This window comes from Archangium violaceum Cb vi76 (genome assembly GCF_000733295.1).
Lineage (GTDB): Bacteria > Myxococcota > Myxococcia > Myxococcales > Myxococcaceae > Archangium > Archangium violaceum.
Genome location: NZ_JPMI01000240.1, coordinates 139002 through 152906, shown reverse-complemented (window position 1 = coordinate 152906; position 13905 = coordinate 139002). Strand labels below are relative to the sequence as shown.

The window sequence follows — 13905 nt, the reverse complement described above, 5'->3', positions numbered from 1 at the left end:
CGGGGCGCTCACTCGGCCTTCGACCACAACCGCTCGAGGGCCTGATTCAGTCGGGGGTCATCCTGCAAGGCATCGGCGATCTTGCTCGTGAGCGCCGACGACTTCATCCGCAGCTTCTCTTTGAGCACTTCGGCGACGAGCTTCTTGGTCGCCTCTTCCTTGTTCTTGAAGTCCCCGTTCTTGAGCTGTTTGGCGATGGCGAGCGCCTGGGAGGTGATGGGGTCAGCGGCCTGGGGCCCCTGAACGTTGCCGGAGCCCACGGCTCCAGAGGGGCCCACCAGCCCCGCGGTGCGATCCACCGAGCCACCAAAAGTCGTCGCCCCTGCCTTGCCGGCCGGCGCCTTGCCGGAGGGGCCCTTGGCGCCTCCAGCACGTCCCTTTCCGCCCCCTCGTCCAACTCCACCGACCGACATCGGCATCTCCTTCCTTCAGCACATTCTACTTCTTCGCGGAGGGCGGAGGCAGGGCCCCCGCTTCTTTCGCGTCGATGAGGGCGCGGGCCAGCCGCCCCCCATCTCCTTCCGAATCCAGATCGATGGCGGCCTTCAGTTCCTTGAGGGCCTCGGGCACCTTGCCCATGAACAGCAGGGCCTCGCCCACGTGAGCGCGAGGCAGGGCCGAATTGGGGGCGAGCCGCTGGGCGGCCCGGTAGGCCTGCAGCGCCTTGTCATGGCGGCCCTGGGCGAACTCGAGCGAGCCGAGCGCCAGCTGAGGCACCTCGCTCCTGGGCATCAGCAGCGCGGCGCCAGCGAAGATTTCGCGCGCCTTGTCGAACTGGCCCATGTCCAGCCACAGATAGCCCGCCTCGAGGAGGATCATCGCCTCCCGCCTGGCGAGCGGCACGAGGCTGCCCGAGATCTCCGAAGTCTCCGCCATGTGACGTCTGCTTCCTTTTCCGGCCCGGCCATGGGGAGGACGAGGCCTCGTCCTCCCCGGGGCACCGGGCCCGTGAGACCGCCAGCGCCGGCGCTAGCGGATGTTGCCGATCGAGTTCTTCGCCGAGTCGTGCCGGGTCTTCAGCACGTTGGAGATGGTGCTGAACACCTGGTTCTCACGCTGCATGGCGACCTGCAGGCCCAGCAGCTTCTTCTGCTCGGAGAACATGCTCTGCATCTCGCCGTTGAACTCACCGCCCACGCCGCTGCCGCCACCGGGCAGGCTCACCTGGCCGCTGTTGCCGCCCGAGGCGCCGATGGAGGTGGAGCCCGACACGAGCGCGCTGCCGCCACCCGCGTTGAGCGTGGTGTTCATGGGAGACGCGCCGGAGCCCAGGGCCGCGCCGTAGTACGGAGCCGAGCCGGAGCCGCTGCTGTTGCTGAAGGTGGTGAGCGAGGACACCGCCGCGGACACCACGGAGCCACCGGGCACCATGTTGGCCACCACGCCCACGCCGCCGGCCACCATGTTGGCCGCCGTGCCGACACCGTTCTGCACGCGAGCGGCGAAGCTCGTGTCGGGGGTCACGCGGGCCGTGGTCACGTTGGTGGACATCCGCGGCATGTTCAGGTTGCTGTCGATCTTCATGGTTCCTCTCCAGACGATGGAACGGCCAAGGCTTCGTGGAGCACGGGGATTCCTGCGCTCCCTTTTCCTGAATTATCGGTGATCGTCCGCCACAGTTGCGTCTGATCCACCAGAAAGTCGGCCCGGGCCGAAAAACCCCAATTATCTCCGGCCCTTACCCTTGGACTCGGCCACCAGCCGCTCGCGCGTCTCCAGGAGCACGCCGAGCAATTCCTCGGTGCGGGAGATGGCGGCCTGGACCTTCTTGGCGTGCTCGGCCTTGGGGCCCTTGAGGTTGGCCAGCTCGCTCTTCACCGGAGTGAAGAGGGCCTGGACCTCCTCGGCGGAGGCGGTCTCGATGAAGGACTCGATGGCGGGGAAGGAAGGGGTGGGCAGGGGCTCGGCGACGGGCGCGGGCTGCTGCTTGGACGGGGGAGGCATGGTGGAAAGGTAGGGGAAAACACCCTCCGGGTTCAAGCCGCCTGCCCTACGGTCGAGGCGACGCGCCAACAAAAGACGCCCGGGGAGGGCTCAGGCAGTCCCGCTTCCCAGGAGGTCCCTGGCCGCTACCCAGAGTGCACCTAGCTTTTTCCCAGCGGGGGGCACTGCCAGGGGGGCACCGCCCACCGCCTCAAAGGGAGAATCTCATGAGCAAGAAGATCGTGGGGCTGTTCGCGACCGTGGCGCTGCTGAGCTCGGGTGTGGCGCTGGCCAACAACGACGACAAGTACAAGGACAAGGACCAGCAGAGCCAGACCAGCGGGCAGATGGGCGGCGACATCGGCGGCTCGGGCCAGATGCAGGGCCAGATGATGACGGGCGAGAAGCAGGTCACCGGCACCGTGGTGAAGAGCAGCAGCAACATGCTCCACCTGCGCACGGACAACGGCGTCATCCCCGTGAAGATCGACAAGGACACCCAGTTCGCGGATCCGACCGTCAAGCGCGTCAAGGACCTCAAGGAAGGCCAGCAGGTACGCGCCAGCTTCGACATCAAGGGCACGGACAACGTGGCCAAGAGCATCTCGCTGGACATGTCGAACACGGGCGGCAGCGGCCTGGAAGGCGACACGGGCATCAACCAGGACCTGGGCGGCTCGGGCCTGGACCAGGACATCAACAAGGACAAGGACATGGGCGGTGACGTGGGCGGCTCCGGCGACGTGGGCGGCTCCGGTGACATGGGCGGCGATGTGAAGCACTAGTCCGCCACCTCCCGTCCCATATGAAGAGGAAGGACCTCGAGCCCGCGGCCCCGCACCGGTGCCGCGGGCTCCCGTCAGTTCATTCAGTATTGACTGAACGTCCTGACGCCCGTAGACGGGTACGCGACTTCCGCTCCGGGAGAAGCCGCGCATGCGTCGGGACGGGTTGAGTGCCGAGGAAGAGCGGTTCATCGAGTCGATGGGCCTGTTCTTCGAGCGCCAGGGCGTGCCGCGCATCGGCGGCCGCATCCTCGGATTGCTGCTGCTGGCCGAGAAGCCGCTCGCACTGGCCGAGGTCGCCAGGCTGCTGAGGGTGAGTCCGGCCTCGGTCTCCACCAACGTGCGCCAGTTGCAGGCCGGCGGACTGGTGGACCCCGCCAGCATCCCGGGGGATCGCCGCCACTACTACGTCTTCAACAGCGCGGGCTGGGATCACCGGCTCGAGATGGCGGTCACCGCCATGGACGCCCTGGGTCAACTGTGCCAGGACGCACTGGCCATGCCCGAGCTGAAAGAGCGCCACAAGCTGCGCGAGGCGGTAGAGTTCTGCGGCTTCTACCGCCAGGAACTGGCCGGTGCGGCCGAGCGGTGGCGTGCCCGCTTCGCCCGGAGACCCGGCAGCCAGACCACCCCTCCCCCCCCGTCCCCGCCGCCAACGGCGGAGCGGCGCCCGCTAACCTCCCCCACCCCTTCCCCGGTCTCGGAAAGGACCGAACCCAGCCATGACCCAGCTCACCGCCGTCTCTGGCGCCAACCGGCCCATCGTCTCCCTCACCGACGTCATCAAGACGTACACCCTGGGCAAGGTGGAAGTGCCCGCGCTCCGGGGCCTGTCCCTGGACGTGTACCCCGGCGAGTTCATCTCCATCGCGGGCCCGTCCGGTAGCGGCAAGACGACGGCGCTCAACCTGATTGGCTGCGTGGACACGGCCAGCTCGGGCGTGGTGAGCGTGGATGGCCAGGACACCAAGACGCTCTCCGAGCGGCAGCTCACGGACCTGCGGCTGCACACCATCGGCTTCATCTTCCAGAGCTTCAACCTGGTCTCGGTGCTCAGCGTCTACCAGAACGTGGAGTTCCCCCTGCTGCTGCAGCGCAAGCTCAACCCGAAGGAGCGCGAGCAGCGGGTGATGACGCTGCTGGAGCAGGTGGGCCTGGACAAGCACGTGAAGCACCGCCCCAACGAGCTGTCCGGCGGCCAGCGCCAGCGCGTGGCCGTGGCGCGCGCGCTCGTCACCCGGCCCAAGCTGGTGCTGGCCGACGAGCCCACCGCCAACCTGGACTCCGTCACCGGCCAGAACATCATCGACCTGATGAAGGAGCTCAACCGCAAGGAGGGCACCACCTTCATCTTCTCCACCCACGACGCCAAGGTGATGAACCACGCCAACGCGGTGGTCCGGCTGGCGGACGGGAAGATCCTCGACCGCATCACCCCGGCCGAGGCCCAGAAGGCCATGGCCGCGGGAGCGGAGGGGCACTAGGAATGGGACAGCTCAAGCTGCTGGTGCAGGTGGCCTTCCGCAACCTGTTCGCCAGCTGGGTCAACGTCATCATCGGCGGCATCATCCTCTTCGGCACCGTGCTGGTGGTGGTGGGGGGCGCCGTGGTGGACAGCCTGGACGAGTCGATGAGCCGCAGCATCATCGGCAGCGTCGCGGGCCACCTCCAGGTGTACTCGGAGAAGTCCAAGGACTCGCTGGCGCTCTACGGGAACATGGGCGGCGAGGCGGACCTGCGCGTCATCGAGCGCTTCTCCGACATCAAGAAGGTGCTGGAGCAGCACCCCAACGTGAAGACGGTGGTCCCCATGGGGACCAACTCCACCATGCTGATGTCCGGCAACACGGTGGACCTGACGCTCGCGCGCCTGAGAGACCTCTACAAGCAGGCCGCCGCGGGTGAGACGCCCGAGCTGCGCGCGCAGATCGACAGCCTCAAGACCCACGTGCGCCAGATGATCGCCCTGCTCGAGAAGGACCTGGAGCGGCGCAACGCCCTCGCCGCCGAGAACGCGATGGATCCCGCGGACCTGCGGGCCCTGGAGCGCGCCCGCTCCCAGGAGTTCTGGGACGGTTTCGAGAAGGACCCGCTCGCCTCGCTCGAGCTGCTGGAGAACCGCATCGCCCCCCTGGTGACGGACGGTGACATGGTTCCCCTGCGCTACCTGGGCACCGATCTGGTCAACTACCAGAAGACCTTCGACCGGATGCGCATCGTGGACGGCACCGCCGTGCCCGAGGGCCAGCGCGGCCTGCTGCTGCCCAAGTTCTCCTACGAGGAGTTCTTCAAGCTGAAGACGGCACGCCGGCTGGACATCATCAAGGAGGCGCGCGACGTCAACCACCGGAAGATCGCCGAGGACCCCGAGCTCCAGCGCCGCCTGAAGGAGAACCAGACCCAGACGCGCGAGCTCCTCTTCCAGCTGGATCCGCTCAAGACGCAGCAGGCCATCGCGCGGCTGCAGAAGGTGCTCGGGAGCACCGACACGGAGCTGGAGAAGCTGCTGGTGGCGTTCTTCACCATGGACGACGCCAACTTCGACGCGCGCTACCAGCAGTTCTACGCGGAGCTGGTGCCCCTGCTGGACCTCTACCGCCTCCGGCTGGGGGATGAGCTGACCATCACCGCCTTCACACGCACGGGCTACGCACGGAGCGCGAACGTGAAGGTGTACGGCACCTTCGAGTTCACCGGCATGGAGAAGTCCCAACTGGCCGGCTCGCTCAGCCTGATGGACATCATCACCTTCCGCGAGCTGTACGGCTACATGACGGCGGATCAGAAGGACGAGCTGGCGAAGCTCCAGGAGGCCAGTGGCGTCACCGACGTGGCGCGCGAGGACGCCGAGGCGGCCCTCTTCGGCGAGGACAGCTCGCTGGTGGCGGAGACCTCCTCGGGCTCCATCGACGAGGACGCGCAGCTCGCGGGCTCGTCCCAGGCGCGGCGTCAGCAGGAGCTGGCCCTGAGCAAGTACACCCAGCAGGACATCGACGACGGCGTGGTGCTCCATGCCGCGATCATGCTGAAGGACCCGGACACGTTGGAGCAGACCATGGTGGAGCTCCAGGAGGCGTCGAAGAAGGCCGGGCTGCCGCTCAAGGTCGTCTCCTGGCACCAGGCGTCGGACCTCGTCGGGCAGATCATCCTGGTGGCCAAGCTGGTGCTCTACGCGGCCGTGTTCATCATCTTCGTGGTGGCGGTGGTCATCATCAACAACTCGGTGATGATGGCCACGCTGCAGCGTGTGCGGGAGATCGGCACCATGCGCGCCATCGGAGCCCACCGCGGCTTCGTGCTGGGCATGGTGCTGCTGGAGACCACCGTGCTGGGCCTGGTGTTCGGCGCGGCGGGCGCGCTGCTGGGCTCCCTGGCCGTGAAGGGGCTCGGCATGGCGGGCATCCCCGCCTTCCACGAGTCGCTCTACTTCTTCTTCTCCGGCCCGCGCCTCTTCCCCACCCTGCAGGCCTCCAACATCATCACCGCCCTGGTCATCGTGCTCGGGGTGTCCGCCTTCTCCACCTTCTACCCGGCGTACCTCGCGACCCGGGTCTCGCCCCTCCAGGCGATGCAGACGGACGAGTGAAGCCATGTTCCAACTCCTGCTCATCGCGCTGCGAAACCTCGCCTCCCACAAGCGCCGCACGCTGTTGCTGGGTGGTGCCATCGCCGGTGTCACCGGGCTGCTCGTCATCCTCATGGGCCTGTCCAACGGCATCCAGACGACGACGGTGGAGACCGCCACCACGCTCATGACCGGGCACGTCAACGTGGCCGGCTTCTTCAAGGTGACCGCGGGCCAGTCCGCCCCCGTCGTCACCGCCATCCCCGCCCTCCAGCAGCAGCTCCTCCAGGAGGTCCCCGAGCTGGACTACATGGTCCAGCGCGGGCGCGGCTACTCCAAGGTGGTCAGCGACACCAGCTCCATGGACCTCGTCCTGGGCGGCGTCGACATCCAGAACGAGACGGGCTTCCGCAAGGCCCTCATGCTGCGCGAGGGCCGGATGGAGGACCTGGAGCAGCCCAACACCCTGCTGCTCTTCGAGGAGCAGGCCAAGAAGCTCGAGGTGAAGGTGGGCGATACCGTCACCCTCTCCTCCCCCACCATGCGCGGCACCAGCAACACCGTGGACGTGCGCGTGGCCGCCATCGCCGCCAACGTGGGCATGCTCAGCTCCGTCTACTGCTACCTGCCCAACTCCACCCTGCGCGCCCTCTACCAGATGCGCGACGACGCCACCGGCGCCCTCCACCTCTACCTCAAGGACACCGCCGACGTCCCCGCCGTCCAGGCCCGCCTCATGAAGCGGCTGCCCGAGCTCGGCCACAAGGTGCTCGACCACAACCCCAACCCGTTCTTCATGAAGTTCGAGACCGTCAACCGCGAGGCCTGGACGGGTCAGCGCCTGGACATCACCAACTGGGAGGATGAGATCTCCTTCATCACCTGGTCCGTGAAGGCGCTCAACGGGCTCACCGTGGGGCTGCTCGTCCTGCTGCTCATCATCATCAGCGTGGGCGTCATGAACACCCTGTGGATCGCCATCCGCGAGCGCACCCGGGAGATCGGCACGCTGCGCGCCATCGGCATGCAGCGCGGGTGGGTGGTGCTGATGTTCCTGTTCGAGGCCTTCATGCTCGCGCTGTTCGGAACGCTGTCCGGCGCCCTGCTGGGGCTGGCCGTGTGCCTGGGCCTGAACGCCGCCCACATCACCATGCCCATGGCCGTCCAGCTCATCATCATGTCCGAGCAGCTGCGCTTCGCCGTGAGCCCGGTCGCCGTGGCCGGCTCCATCTTCATCATCACGTTCTGCACCACCCTCGTCTCGCTCATTCCCTCCTTCCTCGCCGCGCGGATGAAGCCCGTCACGGCGATGCACCACATCGGGTGATGACCATGACCCTGCGCAACCTCTTCGGCGCCGTGCTCGCCGCGGTGCTCCTCGCCGTCCCCTCCGCCCGGGCCGCCGACATGAAGGACCCGGCCGAGCTCAAGAAGCTCCTGGCGACGCTCGATGACCGCCAGAGCAACGGCGGCGACTACAAGTCGCTGATGTACATCGAGCAGAAGGAGAAGGACAAAACGGACGTGGTGCGCGAGGCCGTGGTGTACCGCCGCGACGCCAGGGATCAGCTGATGATCCTCATGACCAAGCCCAAGGGCGAGGCCGGCAAGGGATACCTGCGGCTGGAGAAGAACCTCTGGAGCTACGATCCCAACACCGGCAAGTGGGAGCGGCGCACCGAGCGCGAGCGCATCGCCGGCACCGACAGCCGCCGCGCCGACTTCGACGAGTCCCGGCTCGCCGAGGAGTACGACCCGGCGTTCGAGGGCGAGGAGAAGCTCGGCAAGTTCACCGCCTGGAAGCTCGTCCTCACCGCCAGGCAGGGCGTGGACGTGGCCTACCCCGTGGTGCACCTGTGGGTGGACAAGGAGACGTCCAACATCCTCAAGCGCCAGGAGTTCGCCCTCTCCAAGCGCCTGATGCGCACCTCCTACTATCCCAAGTGGATGAAGGTCTTCAGCGAGTCCAAGAAGGCCGACGTCTGGTTCCCCCAGGAGATGCGCTTCTATGACGAGGTGGAGAAGGCCAACTCCACCGTCATCGTCGTGAAGAACGTGGACCTGAATGCGCTGGAGGAGAACATCTTCACCAAGGCCTGGCTCGAGAGCAAAAGCCGATGAGCACCCGCACCACCCTGGCGCTCGCCGCGACCCTCGCCGCCCTGCCCGCACTCGCCCAGGAGCGCCCCAACGAGGCGGACCTCTTCGGCGGTGAGGCTCCGGCAACCCAGGAGGCCTCGCCCGCTGCTCCAACGGACGCGGCCCGCCCCGACGAGAGCGCCCTCTTCGGAGACGCGCCCGAGGCCACTCCGGCCGCCACGGCCCCGGAGGCCCGGGACACCCGGCCCGGGGATCGCGACGCGCAGGCGCTCGATGGCCCGGCGGCCACCAACGCCTTCGACACCGAGGACGCCGTCGAGGATCCTCTGAAGATCGGCGGCCGCTTCTACCTGCGCGCCCTCACCCAGGGCAGCGAGGGGGTGTCCTTCGGCAACACCGCCGTCTCCGCCCCCATGCTGGTGGACGGCTACTTCGATGCGCGCCCCACCGACCGGCTTCGCGGCTTCGTGCTCGGCCGGCTCACCTATGATCCCACGCGCAAGGAGGGCTCGGGCAGCCTCCTCCCCTCGGCGCCGGGCGCGGCCGCCTCCGAGCCCCGCGTGCTGCTGGACCAGGCCTGGTTGCGTTTCGACCTGGATCACAAGCTCTTCATCACCGCCGGCAAGCAGCACGTGAAGTGGGGCACCGCGCGCTTCTGGAACCCCACCGACTTCCTCAGCCCCCAGCGCAGGGATCCGCTCGCCCTCTTCGACGCGCGCACCGGCGCCACCATGCTCAAGGTGCACGTGCCCTGGGAGGCCCGGGGCTGGAACTTCTACGCCATCGGCATGCTCGACAACGCCGGCCCCGCGGACACGCTCGGCCGCGTCGGTGGCGCCGCCCGCGCCGAGGTGGTGCTCGGCTCCACCGAGCTGGGTTTCGATGCCGTGCTCCAGCGCGGCCGCAAGCCCCGCTTCGGGTTCGACTTCTCCTCCGGCATCGGCCCCATCGACATCTACGGCGAGCTGGCCATCCGCAGGGGCTCCGACACCCCCATCTACGGTCTGCCCGAGGGAATCTCGCTCGAGGACCTGTTCAGCCAGGCCAACAACGGCGGCCCGCCGATCGACATCGGCTCGCTTCCCATCGAGACGTCCTACCTGGACGAGTACTTCATCCCGCAGCTGAGCACCGGCGCCACCTGGACGTTCGCCTACTCGGAGAACGACACCGCCACCGTGGGCGTCGAGTACTTCTACAACCCGACGGGCTACGACACCGCGCTCGTCTACCCCTATTTGATCTTCCAGGGGCAATATCAGCCCTTCTTCATCGGCCAGCACTACGCCGCCATCTACGGGCTGCTCTCCGGACCTGGCTCCTGGGACAACACCAATTTCATCCTGTCCAACCTGGGCAACCTCTCCGATCGCTCCTTCATCACCCGTCTGGACGTGACGCACCGCGCCCTGCGCTACCTCAGCGTCGAGGCCTTCGTCGCCCTCAACTACGGCCAGAAGGGGGGCGAGTTCCGCTTCGCCCTCAACCTGCCGCCCATCCGCCAGGGTGAGCAGGAGATCCCCGCCATCAACATCGCCCCCCCCACGCTCCAGGCCGGCGTGGGGCTGCGCATCGACCTCTGATAAGCCCCTGGAATCAGGGACTTTTCACGGCACTGCCAGAAAACGGGAAAGATTCGGTCCCCGCCCACGCAACTTCCCGGGGGACCGGGCGATAATGCCTTCAAAGCATTCGTGTCTTTCCCGAAAGGTGATGCCATGTCCACCCGCATCGGAAACAACTCTTCCTTCACCGCCAACTCGGCGGCCCGTACGGCTGGCCCGTCGATCCAGCCTCCGTCCACGGAGGAGCTCAAGGGCGTGAAGTCCGCCAGCGACCTCGGGTCTGACTTCAAGCTCGACGTGAACAGCGACTCCGAGCTGGCCGACGTGCAGGCTTCGCTCGCGCAGCTCGTGGGTGAGAAGAAGGGCCAGGGCTACGGCATGATGGTCGAGAGCCTGGGCAAGACCTTCAAGGGCCGCGCCCTCGAGGGCATCCAGAAGGACATGGCCGCGTGGGTCAAGGCCAACCCGAACGCCAGCCCGGAGAAGGTCTTCGAGCAGGCCTCCAAGGTCATGATGAAGCAGGTCCTGATGCAGCAGACCTTCAAGCAGACCATCGACCAGATGACCAGCGCCGCCATCTCCCGCATGAAGGACACCTTCGAGGGCTGATGCGGACCACGTCCGAGCGGGGCGGGCGGTTCGTCTGCTCGCCCCTCGGACGGATGAACGGAGGCTCGTCCTCCGGGCTGTGCCGGTTCGTCCGCCGGTGGACACGTTTGGGGAGATGAGCCTTCTCGCCCTCTCCCTGACGCTGTTTCTCGGACAGACCCCCTCTCCCACCGCCACGCCGCAGGAGGCTCCTCCCGTCGAGCCCGCGGCCCAGCAGGAGCAGGCGCCGACGCTCGAGGAGTTGGAGCGCACCGCCCGGGAGCTGGAGGTGAAGCAGCTGCGCGCCCAGGTGGAGCTCCTTCAAGCCGAGCTGGAGGCCCAGCAGAGCCAGCAACAGGAGGACCAGGAGCGTCTCCAGACGATGGAGCAGCGGGAGGCCCTCGTGAGCGCCCGGGCGCAAGCCCTGGAGCAGCTCCGGCAGCAACGCCTGGAGAGCCTGAACAGCGGCTACCAGTGGATGATCACCACCGACCAGCTGCTCGAGGAGGGAGACTTCTCCGTGGGTCCGGCGATCACCTCCGCCCGGCAGGATCTCTCCGATGCACTCGCCAATGCCGCCCAGAGCGGCCAGGGTGATGCCGCGCGCTTCATCGGGCGCGCGATCGACCGCATCGGCTTCGCCGAGGAGGCCGTGGAGAACCGGGACACCATCACGGCCCGCCAGCATCTGCAGAACGCCGGCTACGAGCTGAGGCTGGCCTGGCGGCTCAGCCTCCAGCGCTCGGGCGCCACGCTCGTCAATCAGTAGTAGTGCGGCGTGACCGTGGTGGGCGGGCTGCTCGGCTTCGCGATGAGGTAGCCCTGCACGAAGTCCACCCCGTGCTCGCGCACCCACCGCAGCTCCTCGGGCGTCTCGATGCCCTCGGCCACCGTGAGGATGCCCAGCTTCTGCGCCAGCTCCAGCAGCTTCTCCGTGATGGACGCCTTGTAGGAATCCTGGTGGATGCCCCGGATGAGCTCCATGTCCAGCTTCATGATGTCCGGACGCAGCTGGTGGATGAGGTTCAGCGACGAGTACCCCGCCCCCAGGTCATCCAGCGCCACCCGGAAGCCCGCCTGCCGGTAGTAGGCGATCAACGACTTGAGGTGGTTGGCGTCCGGCGTGTGGTCCGACTCGATGATCTCGAAGACCACGTTGCTCGGCGGCATGCCCACCTCGGAGATGGCCGCCACCGTGGAGCGCAGGCAGAAGGCCGGATCGTAGATGGCCGTGGGCGTGAAGTTGATGAAGATGGGCACCTTCAAGCCCAGCCGCGCCGCCTCGCGCACCGCGGACAGCCGCGCCGCCAGGTCCAACTGGAAGAGCAGATCCGCGTCGCGCGCCAGCGTCAGCATCTTCCCGGGGAACACCAGCGCCCCGTCCCGCTCCAGGCCGCGCAGCAGCGCCTCGTAGGCGTATACCTGACGCGTGTCCCTGGCGTGGACGATGGGCTGGTAGTGGCTGGTGATCCGCTTCTCGGCCAGCATGTCCACCAGCCACCCCGAGCGGCTGAGGGTGAAGAGCTGCGGCAGCGAGCCCACCCGCGGGAAATCCCCCAGCCCCGGCTCGCCCTCGCCCTCGACGAAGAGCGCGCGCGTGGCCCGCGACTCCTCGCCCGTCAGCGCCCCCATGACGTCGGCCACGAAGGCACTCAGCTGCGCGCCCTCCAGCCGCACCGCCACGCAGCGATCATTCGGCATGGCCTGGTACTGGCGCCCGGAGTCACCCAACTGCCGCACCAGCTTGCCGTAGCTGTGACCCAGCGGCAGCCAGAGGAAGAGCCGACCCGCCCCCTCCATCTCCAGCTTCTCGGGCAGGGACTGGCACCGCTCACACGACTTCGACACGGTCTGGCTCATGCGCCTCACTCACTGCTCACGGAAGACGAGCAACCCCCGGGACGTCTCGGTGGCGTAGATGTACCCGTCGCCAGGCACCTTCACCCCACTGAGGCCGTCCAGGAACGCGCGTCCCCGGCCTGAATCCGTCTCCCGCCACGTATTGTAGTAGGCAATCTGCCGGGGTGTGCTCGGGTTGGACATGTCCAGGACACGAAGACCGTCCTGGCTATGAGCGACGTACAACTTCGTGCCCACCAGCGTCAAACCGAGCACCGGGGACGCCGGGCCCATCTCGAACCGGCCAACCTCGTTGATGTGGGCAACTTCCGACATGTCGTCTTTCACCGACAGGGACACTTCCAGGGCACGCAACCGGGAGCCCCAGCCCTCGCTCGCCTCGAAGGCGATGGTCCGGTCCCCGATGGTCCCCACCGCCACCGCGCGGCTGGTGGCGTTGTCGTACCCGAAGCGCCCCAGGTACTTGGGGTTGGAGACATCCGCCACGTTCACCACCGCCAGGCCGAAGGCCCAGTGGCCCAGGTAGAGGCGGTTGTCGAAGACCACCCCCTCCACGGGGAACTCCCCCTTCAGGGCATCGCTCTGCGGCACGTAGTAGCGCGTCAGCAGGGAGGGCGAGGCGGGCTTGGAGACATCGAAGATGAGCACCTCGGCCCGGGGCGACGGCGACATCATGTAGAGCCGGTCCCCGTCCACGACCAGGCCCGAGCCCTCCAGGGCGGTGGTCGTCGAGCCCGGCAGCGCCATGAGCCGCTTGGGGGCCTCCGGATTGCTCACGTCATAGACGAGCAGCCCCTCGAGCCGGCTGGTGAGGTAGAGCGTCGAGCCCTTCACCCAGGAGCGATACCAGGTGTCCGAGGACGGGGTGACTTCCGCCACCTTCCTGGGAGCCGCCGGCTCCCTCACGTCGTAGACGAAGAGGCCCTCCGAGAGCGCCGTCACGTAGGCGTAGCCCCCCGACACGAAGACGTCCATCGCCATGCCGCGCGGCAGGGCCATCTCCGACACCAGTTCCACCCCGGACGACTCCTGCTCCCCCGCGGGCCGCTGGACGCGCACCGCCTCGAAGGTGCCCTCGAGGTCCATCTCCCCGTTCACGCAGCGGCGGAACTGCCCCTTCACCTGGTTGGGCGCCGGAGCCTCGCAACCGGCGATCCCGATGCGGAGGCTCGAGAAGGAGCGCTCGTAGTCCGTGGCCAGGTAGAAGGTCTCCCCCTCCACGTTGCGCTCCGAGAGCGGGGTGGCGAAGAGCAGGGACTGGGACTGCTCGGGCGTCAGGAAGAACGCCGTCGGCGTGCCCACGCCATCCAGCGTCACGTTGGCCTTCCAGACCCCATTGGCCTGGACCTCGGCGAAGCCCGATCGGTCACATGCGGACAGGTTGAACGCGGGGAGATCGCACTCGCGCTTGTCCTCCGCCGTGTTCGGGCATCCAGGAAGGGTGAGGAGCCAGGCTCCCGCCATGACCACCAGAGAACGATTCATGCGCCATCCATACCGGGCGCCAGAGCGATGCGAA

At 67.4% G+C, this 13905-nt stretch carries 15 protein-coding genes; 9 read left to right on the top strand and 6 right to left on the bottom strand.

Annotation, left to right across the window (positions count from 1 at the left end; translation table 11 throughout):
* Window positions 1–8: 8 nt before the first annotated feature.
* The 4 genes from Q664_RS33835 to Q664_RS33820 form a co-directional block, all read right to left on the bottom strand.
* On the bottom strand, window positions 9–413 hold the full coding sequence (locus Q664_RS33835; RefSeq protein WP_043405078.1) for a hypothetical protein: 405 nt from the start codon (window positions 411–413) through the stop codon (window positions 9–11).
* Window positions 414–438: 25 nt separating this feature from the next.
* Window positions 439–876: a tetratricopeptide repeat protein gene (locus Q664_RS33830; protein WP_043405075.1), complete on the bottom strand. Its 438-nt coding sequence runs from the start codon at window positions 874–876 to the stop codon at window positions 439–441.
* Between the two features lie 93 nt (window positions 877–969).
* Window positions 970–1524, bottom strand: coding sequence for a hypothetical protein (locus Q664_RS33825; protein ID WP_043405072.1), 555 nt, complete (start codon window positions 1522–1524; stop codon window positions 970–972).
* 141 nt (window positions 1525–1665) lie between these two features.
* On the bottom strand, window positions 1666–1944 hold the full coding sequence (locus Q664_RS33820) for a hypothetical protein (protein ID WP_043405069.1): 279 nt from the start codon (window positions 1942–1944) through the stop codon (window positions 1666–1668).
* A gap of 206 nt (window positions 1945–2150) precedes the next feature.
* On the opposite strand from Q664_RS33820, the gene Q664_RS33815 reads away from it, so the two are divergent.
* From Q664_RS33815 to Q664_RS33780, 9 genes are all read left to right on the top strand, one after another.
* Complete coding sequence (locus Q664_RS33815) at window positions 2151–2708, top strand: hypothetical protein (RefSeq protein ID WP_043405066.1); 558 nt, start codon at window positions 2151–2153, stop codon at window positions 2706–2708.
* 151 nt (window positions 2709–2859) lie between these two features.
* Window positions 2860–3594 (top strand): GbsR/MarR family transcriptional regulator, encoded by a 735-nt coding sequence (locus tag Q664_RS61475; protein ID WP_075207583.1) that lies wholly within the window; start codon window positions 2860–2862, stop codon window positions 3592–3594.
* Window positions 3515–4192: an ABC transporter ATP-binding protein gene (locus tag Q664_RS33810; protein WP_235216981.1), complete on the top strand. Its 678-nt coding sequence runs from the start codon at window positions 3515–3517 to the stop codon at window positions 4190–4192. Before Q664_RS61475 ends, Q664_RS33810 begins: the two co-directional genes overlap by 80 nt.
* 2 nt (window positions 4193–4194) lie before the next feature.
* Window positions 4195–6294, top strand: a complete 2100-nt coding sequence (locus tag Q664_RS33805; RefSeq protein ID WP_043405063.1) for an ABC transporter permease — start codon at window positions 4195–4197, stop codon at window positions 6292–6294.
* A gap of 4 nt (window positions 6295–6298) precedes the next feature.
* Window positions 6299–7600 carry an ABC transporter permease gene (locus Q664_RS33800; RefSeq protein WP_043405060.1) on the top strand — a complete coding sequence of 434 codons (1302 nt, stop codon included), beginning with the start codon at window positions 6299–6301 and terminating at the stop codon, window positions 7598–7600.
* Between the two features lie 5 nt (window positions 7601–7605).
* Complete coding sequence (locus Q664_RS33795; protein WP_043405191.1) at window positions 7606–8394, top strand: outer membrane lipoprotein-sorting protein; 789 nt, start codon at window positions 7606–7608, stop codon at window positions 8392–8394.
* Window positions 8391–9956, top strand: coding sequence for a hypothetical protein (locus tag Q664_RS33790; RefSeq protein ID WP_043405057.1), 1566 nt, complete (start codon window positions 8391–8393; stop codon window positions 9954–9956). Before Q664_RS33795 ends, Q664_RS33790 begins: the two co-directional genes overlap by 4 nt.
* A 135-nt stretch (window positions 9957–10091) precedes the next feature.
* Window positions 10092–10547: a hypothetical protein gene (locus Q664_RS33785; RefSeq protein ID WP_043405054.1), complete on the top strand. Its 456-nt coding sequence runs from the start codon at window positions 10092–10094 to the stop codon at window positions 10545–10547.
* 115 nt (window positions 10548–10662) lie between these two features.
* Window positions 10663–11295 carry a hypothetical protein gene (locus Q664_RS33780; RefSeq protein ID WP_043405051.1) on the top strand — a complete coding sequence of 211 codons (633 nt, stop codon included), beginning with the start codon at window positions 10663–10665 and terminating at the stop codon, window positions 11293–11295.
* On the opposite strand, the gene Q664_RS33775 is transcribed toward Q664_RS33780, so the two are convergent.
* Window positions 11289–12386: an EAL domain-containing protein gene (locus tag Q664_RS33775; RefSeq protein WP_043405048.1), complete on the bottom strand. Its 1098-nt coding sequence runs from the start codon at window positions 12384–12386 to the stop codon at window positions 11289–11291. The two genes, Q664_RS33780 and Q664_RS33775, sit on opposite strands and share 7 nt — an antisense overlap.
* Before the next feature lie 9 nt (window positions 12387–12395).
* Window positions 12396–13871 (bottom strand): LVIVD repeat-containing protein, encoded by a 1476-nt coding sequence (locus tag Q664_RS33770; RefSeq protein WP_043405046.1) that lies wholly within the window; start codon window positions 13869–13871, stop codon window positions 12396–12398.
* Window positions 13872–13905 lie beyond the last annotated feature (34 nt).